Source organism: Actinoplanes siamensis, from assembly GCF_016862395.1.
GTDB classification, from domain to species: Bacteria; Actinomycetota; Actinomycetes; order Mycobacteriales; family Micromonosporaceae; genus Actinoplanes; species Actinoplanes siamensis.
In genome coordinates this window covers 17,276-38,277 of record NZ_BOMW01000080.1, presented here as the reverse complement: position 1 = coordinate 38,277, position 21,002 = coordinate 17,276, and the positions used below count along the sequence as shown (strand labels likewise).

Here is a 21,002-nt window from a genome sequence, read left to right as displayed (position 1 = left end):
GAAGCGGACGGACGCTGGCGCATCTATGCGCCACACGGCCTATCCGACGTCTTCGGTATGGTCCTACGGCCGAATCCCGTTCTCGCTCCGCGCCAGGTTTACGAGGCCAAAGCGGAACGCTGGCTTCAGCAGTGGCCTGAGCTCACCGTGCTGCCCTGGCCGTGATCCAGCGTCAACTGCTAGCGCCCTCCGATCGATGATGTGTGCGCGATCATTTCCTGCGCCTATTGATAATCGTTGTGACCTTCATGGGCGCCCGAGTGGAAGCAATCGATCTGCTGGCGGGATTCCGGGAGCAGATCTACCGGTGTCTGAACACGCGGGCGGATGCGTTGTTCGAGCTGCCCGACGCGGTGTTGTGCACGGACGGGCCGGTCAAATCGTTGGTCGATCTGACGTTGACGGCCGAGCACCGGCGCGGGCACGGCGCCCTGTATGACGCGCTCAACCAGGGACGTATCGATGTAGGGCGGCTGCGCCGGCTGCTGGCCCGAGCCGGCCGTGACCACGGTCAACGAGACGACCAGCTACGGAAAAGCCGAAGCCCGCGCCTGGGACCGGCTGCACCCGAGGCTGACCCACCGCGCCGCCTGGCTCGATCATCAGGGCATGCTCCCGATCGTCGAGGGCACCCTCATCCGGCTGCAGGTCGAGCACCTGCCCGGTGACCGAGACGCCCAACCGATGTGGCTGTGGTGGTCGCCCTTGGGAACAACCGGCACCCCTCGAGCGGCGCACCCCAGCCCGAGTCCGGCGAGGGTTTCGGAACCTGCGCCCGGTATCGGCTCTACCAGCGGCAGCACCGAAACCTTCACGCCCCGGCCCCGGACGACCGCGGGGATCGAAAACCACAGCCGCGCGACCCGCTACGACGTGGGCAAGACCGTCAAACGGGAAACCTCGCTGGGCGGCCCACCCCGCCGCAAGCCCAAGGCCAGAGGTTAAAGAACAGGCTAAGCTGAGACTAAATGATGATCATGCGGGTCGGCGGGGAAGCGCAAGCCGGCAGCGCACAGCACCCGTTATTGCCGGTAACGGCAGCGCGGTCGAGCGGGGTCCTAGTTGTAGCTGATGAGGATCGATGCGACCGTGTCATTGAAGCTCGGGCTGAGCGTGCTCAAGTCGCCGACGGCATACTCTCCGTAACCCCGATAAGTGCGGTGCTTGCCTGCATTATTGCAGTTGATCCACTCGTAGAACGTGACGTTGCCATCGAGGGTCTGCTCGGTGTAGTCGATCGGTCGAATTGCCCAAGAGCTCGCCGTGTCGTACACGAGTTTACCGTTCGTGTAGTGGGCATCGGTGAGATTGTGGCACCCGTAAACGCCTCCGGACTGGCCGCCCTCAAGGACGGCTTTACTGGCCTGCCACCGTCCGCCGGTGTAGTTCGGGCCTTCCCACAAGCAAACCCACCCGGAGTCACCTGCCGGGCAATCGGTCCAACTGGCGGCCTGCGCGGGCGCGGCCCCCGCGAACGTAATACCCGCGGCCGACAGCACGGCTGCCGCAAAATATGACGTTGCTTTTCTGATTAGGCTCACTGTCGGCTCCCTTGTTCAGCCTGATTCCCGCGAGCGTGGCGCCCCCGTTGATCGATGATCATACTTCTGGCGCAAGCCGAGTCGTCAAGGGCATGTCCACGAAGGACGGCGCCACGGCCGGGAACGGCCTCACCCGCTGATCCGGAAACGGCCGAGCCCGGAGCCGTCCTGAGCCCCGGGCTCGGCCAACTTCGGATGGCCGGAGTGGTACCGCGCGCATCAGTCGGCCCGAGGTCGGGCAGGGCGAGCAACCGCCACGCCTGCAACTGGGCGGGCCGGGCCGCATCGAGCAGCATCACGGCCAGAGTGGCGATGCGCGTCGCGCCCTTCTTCGGCGGCGGCAGGACCGCCGGCGTCTCGACCGGGGTCTCACCTTTCCAATCCCCGGACAGAAAAGTACTGCCGCTTGAGTTTCCCCCGGTTCGATGGAGCAGTTTTTCCTGCTACCGGGCAGTGGCAGGGGTGACCAGCTCGGGCTCAGTCTGGCTTGCCTGATGCTGATGCCAGGCGGCCTCGTACTCGTCCGGGCTGAGGTAGCCGAGCTCTTTCCGGATGCGCTGGGTGTCGTACCAGCCATCGATGTACGCGAACAGCAGGTCAGGGTCGGCAGTGACCAGCACGGCCTTGCGCTGGGCCGCGGCGTATGAGGAAGACGACCTGGTCGCCGCTGCGCGCCAAGCGGTACGGGACGGCGTCGAGTGGGATGCCGATGAAGATGTCCGCTGGGTGGTAGACGGGCCAGTCGTGTTGTTCGATTCGGCCTGGCCGGGAACGGAGTTGGAGGCCGACAACCACCTCGTCGTGGAACTGCACCCGGGCACCTACCGAGTCCGGGCGACATACCGCGTCGATGGCGACAATTGGATGATCCTCGTTCAGCTTCAGCCCGTCCCCTAGACGTGCCCCGCTGAAGGCGAACGCAGGCTTGATTAGACATCCGGATCTGCCGCGATCCGATCGCTACGCACCGTTACCGCTTCCCCGCACCGGCCGACGCCTGCTCCTGCCGATGAGAGTGAGTCCAGAAATGCGTATAGATTACGAATTTGCGGCGCGCAGTGCTTCTGCCGTGGAGGCGTCAGCTGGTAAAAACGCTTCAAGTTTCAGCTCAGTTAGCGTGATATCCATCGCTGTAGCGAAGGTCATTACGGTGGTTATCAGACGCAGTTCGCCGTAGGCCGATTCTAAGTGCAGTGGTACTGTGAACCCCAGCTGCCCGGAACACGGTTCCAGCTCAGGCACATATTCAGACAGCTCGTCGCGAAGCTCTTGCGCATGCCCGAGCCGGGCGAGGATGTGACGCCCCCAGTCGGCGAGGTTGCGGATGCGCGGCGCGATCCCGTTCGGGTGCAGAGCCAAGCGATACACGTTGCGACCAGGTCCGACCAAGTCGGCCGAGGCCCCCTCGGCGATAAGGCCGAAGGCGCGGTTCGCCGAGATCATGGCGCCGGTACGGTCGACGATCAACGCCGGGTACGGCTGGTGCCCGTCAAGGATGTGGCCGAGCGCGGCGCGCACCGGCGCCAGAGCCACGTCGTCGAGCGACGTCTGCGGGTATGCAGGCGCGTACCCTGCGGCCAGCAGCAACTCATTGCGTTCTCGTAGCGGCAGGTCCAGCGTCTCCGCCAGCCGCAACACCATGCTGCGGCCCGGAACTGATCGGCCGGACTCGATGAAACTCAGGTGCCGCTGGGTCGTACCGGCCCGCGAGGCCATCTCGAGCTGGCTGATACGCCGCTCGATACGCCGTTCACGCAACGCCCGAGGGAAGTCCATGGTCCGTTTGTAGCCGTACCCGTGCCGTCCGGGCGATTCCTTCCAGGGAATTGCCGATGGCTCCACAGACAGTGAGCATCATCGGCGTGGACATAGGTGTACTTCTCCCCACCGGCAAAGTCCAGTGGGGCCCCGGCGACGACCCCCGTGACCTGGTTGCCTTCGGTCGCGAGGCCGAAAGGCTCGGCTTCTCCTCGCTGTTTGTCAACGACTCCCTGATCAGCCCACGCATCGAGGCGTTGACGATGTTGGCCGCGCTGGCCGCGAGCACCGACACCGTCACTTTGGGCACAGGGGCGCTACTTCCGTTCCTCCGCCGGCCGTTGCAGGCGGCTCAGTCACTGGCATCGATTGACCTCCTTTCCGGCGGCCGGTTGGCTGTGGCGGTCGGTGCCGGCTTTCCCGGCCGCTTCGGGCGGCCTTTCTACGCCCTGTCCGAGGTTCCGTGGGCGCGGCGCTTCGCCCGGCTGGACGAGACCGTCGCGTTGTGGCGCAGGCTATGGGTTGGTGCCGTCAGTTTCCACGGCGAGTTCTTCCACTACGACGACCTTCCACCCGCGACACGCCCGTTCCGTGAAGGCGGACCGCCCATCTGGCTCGGCGGCGCCACGCCTGCTGCACTGGCCCGCACCGGCCGCATGTACGACGGATGGCTGCCCTACCCGCCCGACCCGGCCGACTACGCCTCCGGCCTGCTCCGGGTACACAAGGCCGCAGCCGACACCGGCCGCACGGCCGACGCGATCACACCTGCACTGTTCGTGACCGTGCTGATCGACGAGGATGAAGCCGGCGGCCTCACCGCAATGGAACGGTACGCCACCGCTACCTACGGCATGTCGCTCGACGAACTCAAAAAAATCCAGGCCGTCGTGGCCGGCTCGCCAGATCAAGTTCAGGTTGCCATCAACCGTTACATCGACGCGGGCGCCCGCCACATTGTCATCCGCCTCGGAGCGCTCGACCTGCGCTCCCAGCACCGGCAACTGGAACGGGTCGCCAATCTTGCCCCCGCATGGAGGCATCACTGAGAAGAAGCATCATGATGGCCGGCGGCGAGAATGCCGATGGCCAGGAACAAGCTGAATCTCGCGCTGACGTAACGTCCGGGTCTGCCGCCGATCGTGCGAGGCGGCCAGCGGGGCGTCGGTCACGCGGTGTGACGGCGCAGTGTCCGCGCCGGTACGCGCTCGTGCCGATGAGCGGTGTCACCCTGCTAGGACGCGGGTGGCCTTCCCTCCAGGAGGAGACCCGTTCGACCGCGTGCCATCGCATGCCCTCCGGATCCATTGGGCAGCGCGATACTCCGCGTCGGCGTAGTTGGTAACCTGACCTGTCTCGTCGACGTCCAGCACATTGGTGACAATGGCAAACACCTGCTCGCAAACCCTCGCGGAGGCGTTTAGTTGACGTACTGGGGCGACGACCTTGACAAGGCCCTGCGCGCACCCTGATCGACTGCAGTGGCTTCCCGACCCAGCGTGCTCTTCGGCCGGTCGCTCACCTGGGCCGCTACGCGAGCGCAGCGGCCATCACGAACGTCAGCACAACGTCTCCGGATAGCGTATGCCGCCCTCCTCCTCCTGCCCGTCCGCGACATCCACACGCACCCCGGGCAGGCCGTCGACGAGGCTCCGGACAGCCTCGGGTGTCGCGTAGTGATACCTCAAGCACAGCGATCGGAGATGGCTGAGCGGTTGCCCGACGAGCAGCGCCTGGACACCCACGTCACCCACCGTTCCCCCCGACAGGTCCAGGTCGGTGAGCTGCGCCACCACGGGGGCCGACGCGACTGCCGACGCGAACGAGTCGTCGGCGGCACACAGACCTAGACGCCTCAGCGCCGGGAACGACCGTCCGGCGAGGATGGTGTCCAGATCGCTCGGCGTAACACCCTCATCCGCATCCCAGGTACTCAGATGAAGTTCGAGATGCGTCAATGACGGCAGGTCGCTTGCCAGGAGGGAACGGACCGTTTCGGGCTGCAGGTCGACGGTCTCAACGATCAGGGTGTGCAGCTTCTCGTGGCGTACGGGTCCTAGTCGAAGCTCTTCAGCGGAACCATGAACACCGAAAACCTCAAGCTCGGGGTACGCCTCCAGCAGCGGCGTGAAATCCGTCAGCGTGATGTGGAACGTCTCGATTCCGCCGTCGTCGCTCTGGTTCATGTCTCCGATGAACAACGCGCGCAGCCGGCCGAAACGATGAGCTTGACCCAGGAACCACTCGACATCAAACGCCGTTTCGGAGCAATCGCCCCAGAATCCCACGACCAGAGCGACGGGCCCCTCGGGGCCGGTGCGTTCAAAGACGGTATCCAGAGCCCGGCCCATGTCGCCGTAATCCGTGCGCTGCTCGTTCCAGCCGTCGAGGCGCCAGGCCACCCCGGCGGGATCGAGCGAGGTGGCGGGATCGTTCCACCGAATCAGCGGTAACCCGGCGAAGGCCTTGAGTTCACGTGAGGGTGGCATGAAGACTCCCGTCGCGCTTGATCAGAGCGGAGGCCGCAGTATATGCAGGCCACCCGCAGCAACGACATCGGCCGGGGTTTCGTTGTACGTAGACCGGCGGTCCCAGAATCGGGGTGCACTGTCATGCCACCGATCGTGCGAGCCGGCCAGCAGGAGCGTCGGTCACGCGGTGTGACGACCACGGAGTGTCGGTGCCGGTACGCGCTCGTGCCGATGAGAAGGCGCTGCGGAATGGCTTCACGACGATTTCTTTCAGGTACGTTCATAGTCGGTCAAATCGTCTGTAATGGTTCGAATCTCTTCGCTGTGCAAGCGGGCGACGAACGTCGACGCGGGGACTCAAAGGAGTACTCGAAGCAGTACATAGGAGCTGCTGTGAATACCAGGCCTTGAGTGGGCCGTTCATCTGACATCTGCCCCTGCCGTCTCCGCCGGCTGCTCTTTCGCCCCGGAACTCAGCGTTCAGTGCAGCCAGGTGACGGCGGTGGGGAGCACATACCAGAACAAGGCGCTCAGCGTCGCGGTGCCGGCCATCGCGATGAACAAGGCGGGCCAGGCATGCCACAAGCGTCGGCGGGTAGCCGACCACGCGAGCACGGCGAACGGAAGGACGACACCCATCAGCTCCACGACAAGGATTCCGCGAACGTAGTCGCCGTCCGGATTTCCCATCAGCCAGAGGCGCCAGGGCGGCGCCGTCGCGACCTGCTGCCAGCCCTGACCGGACAGCAACCCGCATGCGGCACCTGCGGCCAGGGCCGCGTTCGGCACCCGCGTGGTGCGGGTCATCTGGCCCAGCAGGCCAAGCACCGGTCCCGCGACCATCGATACCAGTAGCCAGGCCGTGGTCATGACCGCCACCGAACGCAGTCCATACCAATCCGCCGATGACCCGTCCGCCAGATAGCCGCCGCTCCACCGGCGGCTGACCAGGAGAATCAGCATGTAGTAGACGAGCGTGGCCGCCATCAGCAGCGCGGTCGCACCCACCATCGCACCACGGCGGCCCGTGCCCGTCCATCCGGCCAGAAACGCCGCCAAACCCCAGGCGAGGCCACTACTCACCAACGCGGTCACGATGGCTTGCACGGTGATGGCCTCGACGGCGTCGGCCGCGAACGCCAGCAAGCCGAGCGCGGCTGCCGCCACTCCGATCATCACCCCCCGGCGTGCAGGACGCTGTGCAACGGCGTTGACCACGCTCAACCTTTCCCTGGGCCGGCCACGGTACCAAGACCGCGTATGCGGCGCCGCTCACGGAACTGCTCCGAATTTGAGGGCGGCGCGCGAACATCTCGGCACGCCGCGCCGGCAACCCGGAGCCGGAGGTTGACTAACATCCTGGGGCCTCCCCCAACCCCACGATGTCGCGGGGGTGCCCCAAACGGGGTGCCGCGCTATCGGTCGCCGGGCCGTTTCCAGGCGTACGGCACGCCGTCGCCGGTGTCGGCCACCCCTGCAGCTTGGCCGTCGGCGCCGCGGTGCTGGTCTCGGTGCTAGATCGCGGTGGTGTGGGCGGGTGAGCGCTGGTGTCGGTCAGGAGGGTGGGCATTTCGATCGTCTCTTCTCGTCGCGGGTAAGCCGGTGGGTCGGGGTGGGCCCAGCGCTCCGCCGGAGCCGGCCGGCTCCGGCGGAGCGCTGGGACAGCACCCGGTGGTCATCGGGTGGCCGACGTGTTCTCGGGTTGTGCGGCGGCGGGCGTGCCGTCGCGGCTGGTGAGAGTGATCGCGGCGAGGACGGCCGCGGCGAGGGCGATACCGGCGGCGCCGAACAGCGCGGCTGAGTAGCCGCTGGTGAGGGCGGCCGGATCGCCGAGGGCGTCGGCGCCGTTGGCTGCGGCCAGCGCGGTCATGGCGGCCAGGCCGAGGGCGGAGCCGATCTGGTAGCTGGTGTTGACGATGCCGGAGGCGAGCCCACCCTCCTCCGGGCGTGCGCTGGACAGGGCGGTGCCCAGCGACGGGATGAACGCCAGCGCCATACCGAGGGCGGCGACCAGGGAGGCGGGCAGTACGTCGGTCAGATAGGAGCCGGTCGGGCGGATCAGGGCGAGCCAGCCCAGACCGGCGGCCAGCACCGCGAGACCCGCGACCAGGGTGGCCCTGGTACCGAACCGTGCGATGGCCCGCGGGGCGAGGACGATCATGCCGACCATGATCAGGACGGTCATCGGCAGCAGCGCAGCGCCGCTGGGGAACGCGCTGAAGCCGAGGACCTGCTGCAGGTACAGGTTGAGGAAGAACCACATCGGGATCCACGCCGCGCCGAGCAGCAACTGTGCGAGGTTGGCCGCCGTCAGGTTGCGGCTGGTGAAGATGCCGAGCCGTATCAGCGGCTGCCGGCGGCGGGCCTGAATGGCCAGGAACGCGGCGAGCACGACCACCGAACCGGCGAGGGTGAGCCAGGTGGAGGCACTGTTCCAGCCGGCCTGCGGGGCGCGGACGATCGCGTAGACGGCGGCGGCCAGGCCACCGGTGACGGTGAGGGCACCGGCCAGGTCGAGGCTGCCGGGCCGGTTGCCGCCGGCGGGCATGAGCGCCGGGGTGGCGATCAAAGCGAGGACGGCGATCGGGATGTTGAGGTAAACACCCATGGCCAGCTGACGTATTCGGTGATGACGCCGCCGAGGAATACTCCGGCGGTGCCGCCGGCCGGTGCGGCTGCCCCGTACAGGGCCAAGGCCTTGGTGAGTTCGGCGGGCCGGTTGCCGAACAGCATCATCAGCAGGGTCAGCGCGGCCGGGGCGATCAGCGCGGAGCCAGCGCCCTGGACAGCGCGGGCGGCGAGTTCGAATTCGACGGTGCCGGCCAGCCCGGCGGCAGCGGACCCGGCGAGCAGGATCGCCCAGCCGGTGGCGAAGATGCGGCGGGCGCCGTACAGGTCGGACAGGCGGCCGCCGAGCAGCAGCAGGCCGCCGAAGGCGACGACGTAGGCGTTGAAGACCCAGGACAGATCGCTCGGGGTGAAGCCGAGGTCGTTCTGCATCTTCGGCAGGGCGACGCCGATGATCGAGGTGTCCATGATGACCATGAACTGGGCGAGGGCGATGAGCGCGAGAGCCCACCACCGGTGCGGATTGCGGGGCATGACCGAACCTCCTTGGTACCCCCGGAGGGTATCCTTGTTCGGCGCTATTCTTACCCCCCTGGGGTATCCAGGGTCAAGGCTGCTCGTCGATTGCCTTCCGCGTCGCACCCCTCAACGTGCCGCTTTACCAATATACCCTAGGGGGGTACGGTAGCGACGGTTGGAGGGAGCCGGGTCATGGCTCACGGCTACATCACGGACAAAGACGACTACCTGAAGCGGCTGCGCCGGATCGAGGGCCAGATCCGGGGCCTGCAGCGCATGGTCGACGACGAGACGTACTGCATCGACATCCTCACGCAGGTGTCCGCAGCGACCAAGGCGTTGCAGACCGTGGCACTCGGGCTGCTCGACGACCACTTGGCACATTGCGTCGTCGACGCGGCCCGCGACGGCGGGCCGGACGCCGACGCGAAGCTGAAGGAAGCCTCCGACGCCATCGCCCGGCTCGTGCGGGCGTGACTTGCTCCCTCGCTCAGCACCCGTCACCACGACAGCAAGGAGAAGCCGATGTGCGGCAGCGACACCGCCTGCGCCTGCGCCACCACCCCCGTCACCGAGCCATCTACCTCGGTGGACGGCACCCGAACGGTGTATCAGGTCGCCGGGATGACCTGCGGCGGCTGCGCCGGTCGGGTCAGTAGGCAACTCATCGAGGTTCCCGGGGTGCGTGACGTCAGCATCGATGTCGCCACCGGCGGGGTCACGGTGACCAGCGCTGAGACGCTCGACGATGACAGCGTGGCTGCGGCCGTCGCCGCAGCCGGCTATCAGCTGGTGCGCTGACCGGCGACGTCATCGCGGGCTTGGCGGGAGGGCACGCTGTCCGCTCCCCCGCCAAGGGACGCCCTCACCTCCGGTGACCTGCGGCGTTCGGTGAGGGCGGCCAGGTCGGTACGCCACACCGTGCCCTTCACAGCAGTGTCCGCAGGTCAGTGATGAACCGGCGACCTGCGGAGAGCACGCGAATCGGCCCAGGACGTCGTAGACCTTCTGCCATTACGTCTCGCGCGGCCTGCGGATCCGTCTCGGGCCCAGATAGTGGCCCGGCTGGCTGTGCGCGGGGCCTGCCGGGCGCAGTTGACGCCGATCGTGGCGGTCGCGGGGCGGCGGTTACGACCCGGCGGGCTCGGCGTCCGTCTGGTCACTCCAGCCGGGTCAGCACCGCTCAGACGTGCCCGCTACCGAGGTCAGCTGATACCGGTGCCGGGTATCTTGCACGGCATGAGTGAGGCGAAACCGGCCGGGCCGTACGGTTATTCGGCGGAGAAACAAGCGCTGATGGCCCGGCTGAAGCGGGTCGAGGGGCAGATCCGCGGACTGCAGCGGATGGTCGACGAGGACACCTACTGCATCGACATCCTGACCCAGATCTCCGCCGCCAAGAGCGCCCTGCACGCCGTCGCCGTCGGCCTGCTCGAGGACCATCTGCGCCATTGCGTGGTCCACGCCGCCGCCGAAGGTGACGTGGACGCGAAGATCAAGGAGGCGAGCGCGGCGATCGCCCGGCTCGTGAAGTCCTGAGCCGGGCGACCGTTCTTAGCGGCCGGGTCCGATCCATTCTCGGAGCTGCTGCGCGGCCTGATCCGGGTCGACTGGCCCGATCGCGTACTGCTGCCGCCTACCCTCGTGGGGTGCGGTAACGATCGGCGAGGCCGTAGCCGGGACCGGATCGCGTTGGATATGCAGTTGGGCACGTAGCAGCTCACGCCGGCCGGCTGCCGCGGTCCGGCGCCGTTGCTTCCGGACGGCCAGAAGCCCGGCACAGGCCGTCAGGATCAGGAACGCGGCGATGAGCGCCGTTCCCAGCACAAAGGGGGGTGATGCGGTGCTGGACTGCGCCACAGCGTCGTCCGCGCGAGTGGCCGTAGCGGTGTGCATCGGCATAGCGGCGACCGTGACCTGGTCGCCGCGGCCGGCGTCCATACCGGCGGCTACGGCGACCAGTTCACGGACCTGAGCCAGGTCGAGTTTCGTCGCGGCGGCTTCGTCGACAACGACGGCGACGCTCAGCCTGATGATGCGGCCAGGGGCTTCGCGGCGGGTCTCGTGCAGTTCGTCGAGTGCGTTGACGCGCGACGCGCTGCTGCTCTCGTACCGGGTGCCGCCGTTGTCGCCGACGTAGGAGCGCTCGCTGATCCGCTCGGACAGGGCACCGACGGACGGATCCTGCTGGTACGTGGTGCTGGAGGTCGCGACCTGGTCGAGGTCGAGTTCGGCGTTGGTGATGACCGTCGAGCGGCCGGGGCCGAGCACGGTGTCCAGCATGTGCTGCACGGCGGCATTCAAGCGGTTCTGGAAGGCCACGGTGGCGGCGTCGGTGCCGAGCGCCGCCCGAGTGAAGCCGCCGCTTCCAGCGGCCGTCGACACGGTGTAGGCACCCGCGATCGCCGGCAGGAGCGTCCGCGGGGCTGCCGCGTTCGCGGGTGCGGCCCCGACACTCGCGGCACCGGCCACGGTCAGTGTCACGAGCGCGGCGATCAGCCACCTGGTACGCCCGACCCGGGGCGACATGCCCGCGCCCAGGGCAGACGGGACGAAACGATTGCTCACAGCCTGCCTCTTCACCGGCTTCTCCGACGCCGATGGATGACCACCCTCGAAGGCGCGACGGCATCACCAGGCGATGCCGTCGATCGGACCTGCCTCATCGCTCGACGGCCCGGCCGGTTGAAAAGTCCGGTGGTTGCGACTCGGTTGCATCACGGCAACGACCGCCTTCGGGCGCGGTCGTTGGCGCAACCGACAACACCCACCTGCCCACTCGATGACCCGCGGCTGGAGGGTGGTCATCGGTTCGGACGATCAGGACCGGACGGTCGGCCACGATCAACGGGCCGGCAGTCGCCTTGGGCGCGCCAGGCCGGGGAATCCTGCCGGACTTACTCACAGCGACCGCACAGAATTGAAGTGTTCCCTTTCACAGATTAAGAACACCCTGGGTGAATCATTCATGAGCATTCCGTGTTGACAAACCTCGCATCGGTCTTCCAAAACGGACAGGCATCGCTGTGGCCATCACCGTACGTAAGCATTGCGGAGAACAGGGTCCGGCCCATGGTGGGCTATCAAGGAGGGGCGGCGGGCACAGGCTCGCCGGTCGTGCCGACCTGGACCACGCCGAGCCCTGCCCCGGTCCGGCGGCACGAACCGCATGACGAGTCATGAGGCAATCAGGGGCAGGGACGGGGGAACCACTATCGGTCCTCGACCGGCACGCCGTACTGCGGCGGCCCGGCCGGAGGACCTGGGGGTGAAGCCGCCAGCGTGCGGCCGGGCAACCTTCGCGCCCGAATCCGACAGCTAACCTCGCAGGCGTGCCGGAGGGATTCCTTCACCGTGCGCGTAAGCACTTCGAGCCGGCCCGCCCGTACCCTGGGAGTCGGCACTATCGCCCTGTCCGTAGGTCTCGGTCTTCTGACCGGCGGGCTCGGCACCCCGCAGTCGGCCTCCGCCGCGACCCCGTCCTCAGCGATCGCCACCACACAAGCGTTCTCGCAGACCAGCGTGGCATTCAGCCAGACCGGCATCACCGCCAGAGCGGCGGTGTCCAAGGCCGCCCAGTCCAAGGCAGCCGCGAACCGGATCATGACCGAAGCGGCGAAGCACAGAGGCAAGAGGTACAAGTTCGGCGCCGCCGGGCCCAAGCGATTCGACTGCTCGGGCTACACCATGTACGTCTACAAGAAGGCCGCGGGCAAGAAGCTGCCGCACAAAGCGAACCTGCAGCAGCGCTACGGCAAGGCCGTCGCCAAGTCCCAGGCCCGCGCCGGTGACCTGATCATCATCCGGTCCGGCACGCGCGGCACGCACGCCGGCATCTACGCCGGCGGCGGCAAGATGTGGGCGGCCCCGCGAACCGGCAAGACCGTCACCAAGCAGAAGATCTGGAGCAAGAACTACGTAGTCCGACGCCTGGTCTGAGTCGATTCTCCCGACTGACCACGCTTCGCGTCCGGACATCACACAGCGCCGTCTGCACCCGTCCCGGTGGGTGCAGGCGGCACTGTCGTACGGCTTACGTGAAGCGGCGCAGTCGCAGGCTGTTGGCGACGACGAATACTGAGCTGAACGCCATCGCCGCGCCGGCGATCATCGGGTTGAGCAGGCCGACGGCGGCCAGGGGCAGGGCTGCCACGTTGTAGGCGAAGGCCCAGAACAGGTTGCTCTTGATGATGCGCAGGGTGCGCCGCGACAGCCGGATCGCGTCGGCGGCAGCCATCAGGTCGCCGCGAACCAGGGTCAGATCGGAGGCCTCGATCGCGGCGTCGGTGCCGGTGCCCATGGCCAGCCCGAGGTCGGCCTGGGCCAGGGCGGCGGCGTCGTTGACGCCGTCGCCGGCCATCGCCACGACCTTGCCCTGATCCTGCAGCCGTTTGACGACGTCGACCTTGTCGGCCGGCAGGACCTCGGCGATCACCTCATCGATGCCGACCTGCGCGGCCACCGCCCGGGCGACGGTCTCGTTGTCGCCGGTGAGCAGCACCGGCGACAGGCCGAGCGCACGCAACTGGGCGACAGCGTCGCGGCTGGTCGGTTTGACGGTGTCGGCGACGGCAAGCACGCCGCGGGCCTGACCGTCCCAACCGGCGACCACGGCGGTCTGCCCAGCCTCGTGAGCGGCGGAGGCGGCCTGCTCGACGTCGGCAGGAACCGTCAGCCCGGCCTGGCGCAGCAGCGCCGGGCGGCCGACGTGCACGGTGTGGCCGTCGACGGTGCCGATGACGCCGAGTCCTTCGGTGCTGGCGAATCCGGTCACCTGCGGCAGCGGCGCTTCGTCGGCTGCTGCGGCGGCGATCGCCTGGGCGATCGGGTGTTCGGAGGCTGCCTCGACCGCCCCGGCCAGGCGCAGCAACTGCTCGCGGTCGACGCCGTCGGCGGGGACCACGCCGACCAGGCTCATCCGGCCGGTGGTGACGGTGCCGGTCTTGTCCAGCACGACGGTGTCCACGGTCCGGGTCGACTCGAGGACCTCGGGGCCCTTGATCAGGATGCCGAGCTGCGCGCCGCGTCCGGTGCCGACCAGCAGCGCCGTCGGCGTCGCGAGCCCGAGCGCGCAGGGACAGGCGATGATCAGCACCGCGACGGCGGCGGTGAACGCGGCCGTCCACCCCGAGCCGGTGCCCACCCACCAGCCCAGCGTGCCGACGGCGAGGGCGATCACGATCGGTACGAACACCCCGGAGATCCGGTCGGCGAGCCGCTGGACGGCGGCCTTGCCGGTCTGTGCCTGCTCGACCAGCTTCGCCATCTGCGCGAGCTGGGTGTCGGCGCCGATCCGGGTGGCACGCACGATCAGCCGGCCGCCGGCGTTGACTGTCGCGCCGACCACTGTGTCGCCGGGGGTGACTTCGACCGGCACGGATTCGCCGGTGAGCATGCTCGCGTCCACGGCCGAGGTGCCGTCCTCGATGACGCCGTCGGTGGCGATCTTCTCGCCCGGCCGGACGACGAACCGGTCCCCCACCGCCAGGTCACCGATGGGGATCCGCCGTTCGGTGCCGTCGCGCAGGACAGCGACGTCCTTGGCACCGAGCTCCAGCAGGGCCCGCAGGGCGGCGCCGGCACGGCGCTTGGAGCGGGCCTCGAAGTAGCGGCCGGCGAGGATGAACGTGGTGACCCCGGCGGCGGCTTCCAGGTAGATGGCGCCGGCACCGTCCGTGGTGCCGATGTCGAGGCTGAACGGATGCGTCATGCCGGGCGTGCCGGCGGTGCCGAGGAACAGCGCCCACAGTGACCAGCCGAACGCCGCGATCGTGCCCATGGAGATGAGGGTGTCCATGGTCGCGGCGCCGTGGCGCAGGTTGGTCCAGGCTGCCTTGTGGAACGGCCATCCGCCCCAGACGACGACCGGCGCGGCCAGGGTCAGCGACAGCCACTGCCAGTAGGTGAACTGCCAGGCCGGCACCATCGCCAGCAGAACCACCGGCACGCTGAGCGCGATCGACGTGAACAGCCGGGTCCGCAGCGCGCGCCGTTCGTCGACCGGCTGTGCGTGTTCGGCCGGGTCGTCGCCGGGCTGTTGCGGTGGCGGCGGGAGCGTCGCGGTGTAGCCGGTCTTCTCGACGGTGGCGATCAGGTCTTCGGCGGTCACACCGTCGGGGTAGGCGACGCTAGCCTTCTCGGTGGCGTAGTTCACGGTGGCGACCACGCCCTCCATGCGGTTGAGTTTCTTCTCGATCCGCGCGGCGCAGGAGGCACAGGTCATGCCGCCGATCGCCAGCTCGATCTGGTTCGGGGCCACGGGCAGCGGCCCGGCGGCAGTTGCCATGACGCTCTCCTCCTAGTCGTGGGTGTGGCCGTCGGCGCCGTGCCCGGACGAGCTCGGCGCGGCGGAGGCGGCCGGTGGCGTGGGGCTCGGCACACCGGTCACAGGTCCGGCGACTGCGGTGAACTCGGCGGTACGGACCTTCCCGGCGTGCTGAAAGTCCAGGTACAGCCGGTAGGCGCCGGCAGACGGAACCTCAGCGTGGAAGGCGACGTCGGGGCCGGCCATGGTGCGGCCGTCGCCGGGTTCGCCGTCGGGGTGCACGTGTAGGTAGGCCAGGTCGCCGTCGCGCAGCGCGACCAGGTGGCCGTACGCGCCGAGGTGGGGCTGCAGATCGGTGACCGGCTTACCGTCCTTGCTGACCGCGAGGGTCAATTTCGACGAGGCGCCGGGCGTGAGGTCGCCGATGAGGGTGACCGCGTAGCCGTCGACCGTCGCGGCCCGGGCAGTAGCGGGAAGCAGGGTGGGCTGGTAGTCGCCAGGAGCGGGCACGTCGGCGCCGAGGGTGAGGCCGTCGTGGTCGGCGGGCTGGAAGTCGGCGAAGACCCGGTACTGCCCGGCGGCTGGCACCGCGAGAGGGATCGACCAGGTGCCGTCGCTGCCGAGCTCGGGATGCACGTGCTGGAAGCCGGACAGGTCACGGCGGACCACGATCAGATGCAGGTCCTTGTCGTGGCTGGTCGTGTAGGCGGTGACCGGCCGGGAATCCGGGCCGGTGATCTGGAACCGGAACGGCTGCGGCACACCGGTCGACAGGTTCCCGCTGAGCGGGGTGAGTCGGTAGCCGTCCTTGCTGATCTGCAGCCCGGCCGGCAGCACCGCTGACGGGGCGCTCTGCTCGGCTGGTGTGCCGGTGTGGCCGCCGTGCGCGGCCGGGGTGGCGGGTGCGGATGCCGGGGAGAGGCTTCCGAGACCGAGGGCGGCCGTGAACACGGCCGCCAGCCCGACCCCGAAGCCGCCCAGCTTGATGGCGGTGTTCATGACTACCTCGCGAGTTCGTATCCGGCCTCGTCGACGGCCGCGGCCACCGCGGTCTCGTCCACGGGCTGATCACTGTTGACGGTGACCGTGCCGGAGGCAAGGTCGACCTGGACGTCGGTGACACCGGGGATCGCGCCGACTTCGGCGCTGACGGAGCTGACGCAGTGCGAGCAGGTCATGCCGGTCACGGTGTAGGTCTGGGTAGCCATCACGATCTCCTTGCCGTCGGACGTCAGCGGCGCAACGTCGCCGCCCATCAACAAACATACCCTTACCCCCTGGGGGTATCAAGGGTTGGGGGCAGGTCGGGCGTCGTCGCCGGTGGCGATCTTCCACTCGGCGGTCTTGCCGTCGGAGGTGAGCTGTAGGGTGCCGGTGATGTTGCGGTAGCCAGAGCCCGACGAAGTCGTTGGCGAAGGTGGTACGTGACTCTTCCACTAGGACTGTGCCGTCGGCATCGTTCACGATTTTGATCTGTACCTGTTTGCCGGCCAGTTCGCCCTTGCAGCCGGTGTGGCCGTCGCCGGGGACAGGCCGCACCCACCGGCGTCTCGATGGGTGGTGAGGTGGGTCCGCCAAGCGACGACTCGCTGCACGACGCGGAGAGCGGTGCCCCGTTCAGCAGGAGAGGTCAACCTACATCGACTGCCGCGATGGGCAGGTGGGTGTGCCCGTCGGTCTCGCCGCCGGGGTGGTCGGGCAGGTCCCGATCGGCGTGGTCGGCGTGGAACAACGCCTCGGCCAGCAGTGCCCGCACGTGGGTATCGGCGGCCGAGTAGTGCACGTAAGTGCCTTCACGCCGTCCTTTCACCAGGCCGGCGAGACGCAGCTTGGCCAGATGCTGGCTGACGGCGGTGGGGGCGGCCCCGACGAGCCCGGCGAGGCAGGCCACTGACGATTCGCCTTGCAGCAGCGCCCACAGGATCTTGATGCGGGTGGGGTCGGCGAGCAGCCGGAATCCCTCGGCGGCGAGGTGGACCTGCTCGTCGTTGGGCATGCGGAAATCCGGCAGTGAGTCATGCACGGGCCCAGCGTAACCGAAACCACGCTGCTCATCTGCCTAGCTGTTTGGCTATATGCATGACTGCGCAGGTATTGTTCCTCGGCGTGACACTGACGACGCCTTCTACCGTCACGCCAGCGACGGCTCCCGCCGTGCCGGCTGCGCCGCAGCGCCTTGCTGCCCGGCTGTGGGCGCTGTCGGAGATCCGCTGGGCGACCCTGTCGACGCTGCTGTTCGCCGCCGGTGGCATCGCGCAGCTGGCCGGTGCACCGGCGAGCGTGTGATGGGCGCTGTATCTGGCCTGCTACGCCGCGGGCGGCTGGGAACCGGCCCTGGCCGGGCTGCGGGCGTTGCGGGAACGCACGCTGGACGTGGACCTGCTGATGATCGTCGCGGCGATCGGCGCGGCCTCGACCGGGCAGGTCTTCGACGGCGCGCTGTTGATCGTCATTTTCGCCACCTCCGGCGCCCTGGAGGCGTTCGCGACCGCTCGCACCGCCGACAGCGTCCGGGCACTGCTGGACCTGGCTCCCGAGCAGGCCACCCGGGTCGACGCGGACGGCAGCGAGGGCAGCGTGCCCAGCGGCGAACTGCAGGTCGGTGACGTGATCCGGATCCGTCCCGGTGAGCGGGTCGGCGCCGACGCGATGGTCATCGACGGGGCCAGCGAGGTCGATCAGGCCACCATCACCGGCGAGCCGCTGCCGGTCGCCAAAACCAGCGGAGACGAGGTGTTCGCCGGCACCCTCAACGGCACCGGCACCCTTCTGGCCCGGGTCGACCGGCCTGCCGGCGAGTCGGTGATCGCCCGGATCGTCGCCCTCGTCGAGGAAGCCTCGGCGAGCAAGGCCAAGACCCAACTGTTCATCGAGAAGATCGAGCAGCGCTACTCGGTCGGCGTCGTGGTCGCCACCCTGGCGCTGTTCGTCGTGCCGCTGCTGTTCGGCGCGGACCTGCGGGCCGCGCTGCTGCGGGCGATGACCTTCATGATCGTGGCGTCGCCGTGCGCGGTGGTGCTGGCCACGATGCCGCCGCTGCTGTCCGCGATCGCCCTGGCCGGCCGGCACGGCGTGCTGGTCAAGTCCGCGGTGGTGATGGAACAACTCGCCGACACGGCGACGGTAGCGTTCGACAAGACCGGCACCCTGACCGGAGGCACCCCCCGGGTCGCCGAGATCCACCCGGCCGGTGCGTTCACCGAGCAGGAGCTGCTGCGCCTGGCGGCCGCGGCCGAACACCCCAGCGAGCATCCCCTCGCCGCCGCGGTGGTGACCGCCGCCCGCGACCGCGGCCTGCACCTGAGCGCCGCCGACGACTTCGACTCCGCCCCCGGCCGCGGCGTGCGCGCCACCGTGGACGGGCGCCTGGTACAGGTCGGCAGCCCGGTCCTGCTCGACACCGTCACCGGCGACACCGACGCGGTGGCCCAGGTGCGCACCATCACGGCGAGCGCGCAGGCCGCCGGGCGCACCGCCGTGGTGGTGCTCGTCGACGGCATCCCGGCCGGTGTCCTGGCGCTGGCCGACCGGATCCGTCACGCCGCGACCGCCGCCGTGGCCGCGCTCACCGAGCTGACCGGCACCCGGCCGGTGCTGCTCACCGGCGACAACCATGGTGCTGCGGCCCGCCTCGCCGCCGAGGCCGGCATCACCGACGTGCACGCCGGCCTGCTGCCCGCCGACAAGGTCGCGCACGTGCGCACCCTGCAAGCCGGCGACCGCCGCGTGCTGCTGGTCGGTGACGGCGTCAACGACGCCCCGGCCCTGGCCACCGCCGACCTCGGGGTCGCGATGGGCGGCCGCGGCTCCGACCTGGCCCTGTCCAGCGCCGACGCCGTTCTGGTCCGCGACGACCTGGCCGCCCTGCCCGCGGTCATCGCCCTGTCGCGCCGGGCCCGCCGCTTGGTCGTGGCGAACCTGGTCATCGCGGGCACGTTCATCACCGTGCTCGTCTGCTGGGACCTGTTCGGGCACCTGCCGCTGCCGCTCGGCGTCGCCGGGCACGAGGGCTCCACCGTCATCGTCGGCCTCAACGGCCTGCGCCTGCTGTCGAGCCGGGCCTGGCGCCGCGCCACCGCCGGCGCCACGTCGTGAGCCGCCGCCCCCGCCCTGCCACCGTGCGCGACCCGGCGCCAGGCTGCACCGTCACCGTGTGCCGCAGCTGCTGCGGCACCGCCAAGGTCCCCGGTATCGACCACGACGCCCAACTGACCCGGTTGCGCGATTCACTGGCCGGGACGGCGCAGGTCCGGTTGTGGTGGCCTTCGACGCGGGCGTAGACCTCCAGACGCTGGCGGGCGGACCGTCCGGTCAGCAGTGGCAGCACGTTCGGAATCGTGCGGAGAGCCTCATCCCATAGGCATCCTAGGAGGCTAGGTGCCGCTATGGTTCGCTGCGCGGCACTGTGTCTGACTCTGACCAACGCGTCCTGGGCGAACCCGATCGTGGCGAAATTCGGGCCGCTACGCACGTTCACCATGGCGAACTCGAACCACCCGAACCACACCGTCCTGGCCCGTAGGCTGCAGACATACCTGCGCTGGCGCAACGCCAACGCCCGCCACCCCGACGTCCTGGCCGCACAACGCCGAGAACGAGCCCGCGTCCGCAGCGAACGCCAGCAACGCTGGGGCCGACCCCGACCAAAAGCCGCCTGACGGATCAGACCCGGCGGACGTTCGCGGTCAACGCACTAAGTGCGGTGCATGACGGCGTGCGGGAAGTGCAGCCGTACCGAGGTGCGGCCGGGTACCGAGTCGACAAGGACCACGTCGGCGAGTTGCCGGGCCAGCCAGAGCCCGCGGCCGCCGGGTGAAGGTGCTTCCCGGTGCGATCTTTCCGCCCCACAGGGGTGCGGAGGTGGTGACTGCGACCGATCCGCTGCCCAGCCGCATGCCGAGCGCGTTCTTCCAGTAGTAGTCGACGGGATAGTTGTCGCGCCCGTAGTTGACGCACGCCGGCGCGGCCGCGCCGGCCGTGACGGCGGTGGCAGCAGGGTGTGGAGGGGCAGCATGTGGGCGCGCTGCCGCCGGTGCCGCGGGCGCGGCCAGCAGCAGTGGAGTCAAAGCGTAGCCCATCAAGGTGAGCATGGATCGAGATCGGGGCAGTGCCGGCATAGCAAACCTATCTGTCGTGACGAAGCCTGGCAGGTCGAAAAAATAGCAGAGTGTAGCAATATCACTACAGTTGGTAGCTGTAGGTGGACGTGCGTGTCAGCACCCACGGTTCTGTGACATCAAGGGAACTTTGCGACAACACGCTGAATTGGAAAGCCGGGATCGGCCAAGCTCGCAGGTCAGCCAGGTACGAGTCCCTAGAAGGCCCGGATGGCTGCGTGTTGCGCATGGGCAATTTGCGATGGCGTCGCAAATGCCGCCGCGCCGGCATCGAAGTCGACCCGACGAGACTGCCTCTCAGTGCCAGCATGAGGCGGCGGCGCCGGCTCATGCTGGGTGCTGTGGTACTCCTGCTGATCGTCGGCTGCGCCAGCGTGGCGTTCTTCAGATGAGCACCGTCAAGAGGTACCGAAGCGGGAGAAGCTGTTGAATGCCATCCGAATGTCAGCGATTGCCGTAGATCGTCATCTGACGAGTGAGTCTGACAGTGCAGGTCAGCGCCTGTTCTGTCGATCTTGCCCGGCGTTTCCGGTAGCGGCCGGTAGCGCCACCGGAAACGCCGTCGTGCTGGGCGCTGGGCTCTACCTCGACATGACGGCCCAGTCGGGCGCGCCGGTCACGGCTGTGGCTGATTCATGAGGTGAGCCTCACTCATGGGGTCAGGCACCGTGGCGTCCAGGTCGAGCGGGATGCCGTCGCCGGAGCGGCGCGTCACGGGCCGGCTGGTTCGGGTGATGGTGAGGGTCTAGCCGATGGCGGCGGC

The 21,002-nt window shown here is 68.5% G+C and carries 22 protein-coding genes, 3 pseudogenes and 1 riboswitch; of the genes and pseudogenes, 11 read left to right on the top strand and 14 right to left on the bottom strand.

The window, feature by feature from the left end:
• Positions 1-165, top strand: a 165-nt coding sequence (locus tag Asi03nite_RS34010; RefSeq protein WP_203684620.1) for a nucleotidyltransferase family protein, incomplete at its 5' end; no start/stop codon positions are given.
• Between the two features lie 83 nt (positions 166-248).
• Positions 249-945, top strand: a pseudogene (locus Asi03nite_RS38810) (transposase).
• 113 nt (positions 946-1,058) lie between these two features.
• Here the strand turns inward: Asi03nite_RS38810 and Asi03nite_RS34000 are convergent.
• Together Asi03nite_RS34000 and Asi03nite_RS33995 are read right to left on the bottom strand one after the other, a co-directional pair.
• Complete coding sequence (locus Asi03nite_RS34000; RefSeq protein WP_203684616.1) at positions 1,059-1,541, bottom strand: peptidase inhibitor family I36 protein; 483 nt, start codon at positions 1,539-1,541, stop codon at positions 1,059-1,061.
• Positions 1,542-1,984: 443 nt separating this feature from the next.
• Positions 1,985-2,161 (bottom strand): hypothetical protein, encoded by a 177-nt coding sequence (locus Asi03nite_RS33995; protein WP_203684621.1) that lies wholly within the window; start codon positions 2,159-2,161, stop codon positions 1,985-1,987.
• Here Asi03nite_RS33995 and Asi03nite_RS33990 point away from each other — a divergent pair.
• The gene (locus tag Asi03nite_RS33990; RefSeq protein WP_239103120.1) at positions 2,151-2,438 is read left to right on the top strand and encodes an Imm21 family immunity protein; all 288 of its coding nucleotides are present in this window, start codon (positions 2,151-2,153) and stop codon (positions 2,436-2,438) included. The two genes, Asi03nite_RS33995 and Asi03nite_RS33990, sit on opposite strands and share 11 nt — an antisense overlap.
• A gap of 141 nt (positions 2,439-2,579) precedes the next feature.
• Here Asi03nite_RS33990 and Asi03nite_RS33985 read toward each other — a convergent pair whose 3' ends face one another.
• Positions 2,580-3,317, bottom strand: a complete 738-nt coding sequence (locus tag Asi03nite_RS33985; protein WP_203684614.1) for an MmyB family transcriptional regulator — start codon at positions 3,315-3,317, stop codon at positions 2,580-2,582.
• Positions 3,318-3,373: 56 nt separating this feature from the next.
• Here Asi03nite_RS33985 and Asi03nite_RS33980 point away from each other — a divergent pair, with 56 nt between their 5' ends.
• The gene (locus tag Asi03nite_RS33980) at positions 3,374-4,348 is read left to right on the top strand and encodes an LLM class flavin-dependent oxidoreductase (RefSeq protein ID WP_203684613.1); all 975 of its coding nucleotides are present in this window, start codon (positions 3,374-3,376) and stop codon (positions 4,346-4,348) included.
• Between the two features lie 177 nt (positions 4,349-4,525).
• On the opposite strand, the gene Asi03nite_RS39120 is transcribed toward Asi03nite_RS33980, so the two are convergent.
• From Asi03nite_RS39120 to Asi03nite_RS38680, 5 genes are all read right to left on the bottom strand, one after another.
• Entirely contained in the window at positions 4,526-4,843 is a 318-nt protein-coding gene (locus tag Asi03nite_RS39120; RefSeq protein ID WP_444978654.1) for a DUF7677 family protein, read from the bottom strand.
• Positions 4,844-4,858: 15 nt separating this feature from the next.
• Positions 4,859-5,788: a leucine-rich repeat domain-containing protein gene (locus Asi03nite_RS33975; RefSeq protein ID WP_203684612.1), complete on the bottom strand. Its 930-nt coding sequence runs from the start codon at positions 5,786-5,788 to the stop codon at positions 4,859-4,861.
• A gap of 462 nt (positions 5,789-6,250) precedes the next feature.
• Positions 6,251-6,988, bottom strand: coding sequence for a hypothetical protein (locus Asi03nite_RS33970; protein ID WP_203684611.1), 738 nt, complete (start codon positions 6,986-6,988; stop codon positions 6,251-6,253).
• 457 nt (positions 6,989-7,445) lie between these two features.
• The gene (locus tag Asi03nite_RS33965) at positions 7,446-8,378 is read right to left on the bottom strand and encodes an MFS transporter (protein ID WP_275409516.1); all 933 of its coding nucleotides are present in this window, start codon (positions 8,376-8,378) and stop codon (positions 7,446-7,448) included.
• On the bottom strand, positions 8,336-8,872 hold the full coding sequence (locus tag Asi03nite_RS38680) for an MFS transporter (protein ID WP_275409515.1): 537 nt from the start codon (positions 8,870-8,872) through the stop codon (positions 8,336-8,338). The genes Asi03nite_RS33965 and Asi03nite_RS38680 overlap by 43 nt, the downstream gene beginning before the upstream one ends.
• A gap of 177 nt (positions 8,873-9,049) precedes the next feature.
• On the opposite strand from Asi03nite_RS38680, the gene Asi03nite_RS33960 reads away from it, so the two are divergent.
• The 3 genes from Asi03nite_RS33960 to Asi03nite_RS33950 all read left to right on the top strand — a co-directional run bounded on the left by Asi03nite_RS33960 (position 9,050) and on the right by Asi03nite_RS33950 (position 10,396).
• Positions 9,050-9,334, top strand: coding sequence for a metal-sensitive transcriptional regulator (locus tag Asi03nite_RS33960; RefSeq protein WP_203684610.1), 285 nt, complete (start codon positions 9,050-9,052; stop codon positions 9,332-9,334).
• Positions 9,335-9,382: 48 nt separating this feature from the next.
• Complete coding sequence (locus tag Asi03nite_RS38255; protein WP_203684609.1) at positions 9,383-9,658, top strand: heavy-metal-associated domain-containing protein; 276 nt, start codon at positions 9,383-9,385, stop codon at positions 9,656-9,658.
• A 438-nt stretch (positions 9,659-10,096) separates the two neighbouring features.
• Positions 10,097-10,396: a metal-sensitive transcriptional regulator gene (locus tag Asi03nite_RS33950; RefSeq protein ID WP_203684608.1), complete on the top strand. Its 300-nt coding sequence runs from the start codon at positions 10,097-10,099 to the stop codon at positions 10,394-10,396.
• 15 nt (positions 10,397-10,411) lie between these two features.
• Here Asi03nite_RS33950 and Asi03nite_RS33945 read toward each other — a convergent pair whose 3' ends face one another.
• Entirely contained in the window at positions 10,412-11,341 is a 930-nt protein-coding gene (locus Asi03nite_RS33945; RefSeq protein WP_203684607.1) for a flagellar M-ring protein FliF C-terminal domain-containing protein, read from the bottom strand.
• 738 nt (positions 11,342-12,079) lie between these two features.
• Positions 12,080-12,205: riboswitch (cyclic di-AMP (ydaO/yuaA leader) on the top strand.
• 6 nt (positions 12,206-12,211) lie between these two features.
• Here Asi03nite_RS33945 and Asi03nite_RS33940 point away from each other — a divergent pair.
• Complete coding sequence (locus tag Asi03nite_RS33940; protein WP_203684606.1) at positions 12,212-12,796, top strand: C40 family peptidase; 585 nt, start codon at positions 12,212-12,214, stop codon at positions 12,794-12,796.
• 94 nt (positions 12,797-12,890) lie between these two features.
• Here Asi03nite_RS33940 and Asi03nite_RS33935 read toward each other — a convergent pair whose 3' ends face one another.
• From Asi03nite_RS33935 to Asi03nite_RS33920, 5 genes and pseudogenes are all read right to left on the bottom strand, one after another.
• Positions 12,891-15,143, bottom strand: a complete 2,253-nt coding sequence (locus Asi03nite_RS33935) for a heavy metal translocating P-type ATPase (RefSeq protein ID WP_203684605.1) — start codon at positions 15,141-15,143, stop codon at positions 12,891-12,893.
• A gap of 12 nt (positions 15,144-15,155) precedes the next feature.
• The gene (locus tag Asi03nite_RS33930) at positions 15,156-16,121 is read right to left on the bottom strand and encodes a DUF8832 domain-containing protein (protein WP_203684604.1); all 966 of its coding nucleotides are present in this window, start codon (positions 16,119-16,121) and stop codon (positions 15,156-15,158) included.
• A gap of 2 nt (positions 16,122-16,123) precedes the next feature.
• Complete coding sequence (locus Asi03nite_RS33925) at positions 16,124-16,330, bottom strand: heavy-metal-associated domain-containing protein (protein ID WP_203684619.1); 207 nt, start codon at positions 16,328-16,330, stop codon at positions 16,124-16,126.
• A gap of 172 nt (positions 16,331-16,502) precedes the next feature.
• A pseudogene (locus tag Asi03nite_RS39040) lies at positions 16,503-16,661 on the bottom strand (hypothetical protein); the annotation flags it as partial.
• 91 nt (positions 16,662-16,752) lie between these two features.
• Positions 16,753-17,118: an ArsR/SmtB family transcription factor gene (locus Asi03nite_RS33920; protein ID WP_239103119.1), complete on the bottom strand. Its 366-nt coding sequence runs from the start codon at positions 17,116-17,118 to the stop codon at positions 16,753-16,755.
• 83 nt (positions 17,119-17,201) lie between these two features.
• Between Asi03nite_RS33920 and Asi03nite_RS38805 the strand changes: the two genes are divergently transcribed.
• From Asi03nite_RS38805 to Asi03nite_RS33910, 3 genes and pseudogenes are all read left to right on the top strand, one after another.
• Positions 17,202-17,408 carry a hypothetical protein gene (locus tag Asi03nite_RS38805; RefSeq protein WP_307834053.1) on the top strand — a complete coding sequence of 69 codons (207 nt, stop codon included), beginning with the start codon at positions 17,202-17,204 and terminating at the stop codon, positions 17,406-17,408.
• A gap of 66 nt (positions 17,409-17,474) precedes the next feature.
• On the top strand, positions 17,475-19,217 hold the full coding sequence (locus Asi03nite_RS33915) for a heavy metal translocating P-type ATPase (RefSeq protein ID WP_307834052.1): 1,743 nt from the start codon (positions 17,475-17,477) through the stop codon (positions 19,215-19,217).
• A 305-nt stretch (positions 19,218-19,522) separates the two neighbouring features.
• Positions 19,523-19,780: pseudogene (locus Asi03nite_RS33910) on the top strand (IS630 family transposase); the annotation flags it as partial.
• Positions 19,781-21,002: the final 1,222 nt, after the last annotated feature.

Excerpts from the sequence above, each read along its gene's own strand:
- Asi03nite_RS33975 (WP_203684612.1), bottom strand. The coding sequence starts at position 5,788 with ATGCCACCCTCACGTGAACTCAAGGCCTTCGCCGGGTTACCGCTGATT.
- Asi03nite_RS33950 (WP_203684608.1), top strand. The coding sequence starts at position 10,097 with ATGAGTGAGGCGAAACCGGCCGGGCCGTACGGTTATTCGGCGGAGAAA.
- Asi03nite_RS33985 (WP_203684614.1), bottom strand. The coding sequence starts at position 3,317 with ATGGACTTCCCTCGGGCGTTGCGTGAACGGCGTATCGAGCGGCGTATC.
- Asi03nite_RS38680 (WP_275409515.1), bottom strand. The coding sequence starts at position 8,872 with ATGCCCCGCAATCCGCACCGGTGGTGGGCTCTCGCGCTCATCGCCCTC.
- Asi03nite_RS38805 (WP_307834053.1), top strand. The coding sequence starts at position 17,202 with ATGACTGCGCAGGTATTGTTCCTCGGCGTGACACTGACGACGCCTTCT.
- Asi03nite_RS33925 (WP_203684619.1), bottom strand. The coding sequence starts at position 16,330 with ATGGCTACCCAGACCTACACCGTGACCGGCATGACCTGCTCGCACTGC.
- Asi03nite_RS33935 (WP_203684605.1), bottom strand. The coding sequence starts at position 15,143 with ATGGCAACTGCCGCCGGGCCGCTGCCCGTGGCCCCGAACCAGATCGAG.
- Asi03nite_RS33930 (WP_203684604.1), bottom strand. The coding sequence starts at position 16,121 with ATGAACACCGCCATCAAGCTGGGCGGCTTCGGGGTCGGGCTGGCGGCC.
- Asi03nite_RS33960 (WP_203684610.1), top strand. The coding sequence starts at position 9,050 with ATGGCTCACGGCTACATCACGGACAAAGACGACTACCTGAAGCGGCTG.
- Asi03nite_RS33920 (WP_239103119.1), bottom strand. The coding sequence starts at position 17,118 with ATGCCCAACGACGAGCAGGTCCACCTCGCCGCCGAGGGATTCCGGCTG.
- Asi03nite_RS38255 (WP_203684609.1), top strand. The coding sequence starts at position 9,383 with ATGTGCGGCAGCGACACCGCCTGCGCCTGCGCCACCACCCCCGTCACC.
- Asi03nite_RS33965 (WP_275409516.1), bottom strand. The coding sequence starts at position 8,378 with ATGGGTGTTTACCTCAACATCCCGATCGCCGTCCTCGCTTTGATCGCC.
- Asi03nite_RS33980 (WP_203684613.1), top strand. The coding sequence starts at position 3,374 with ATGGCTCCACAGACAGTGAGCATCATCGGCGTGGACATAGGTGTACTT.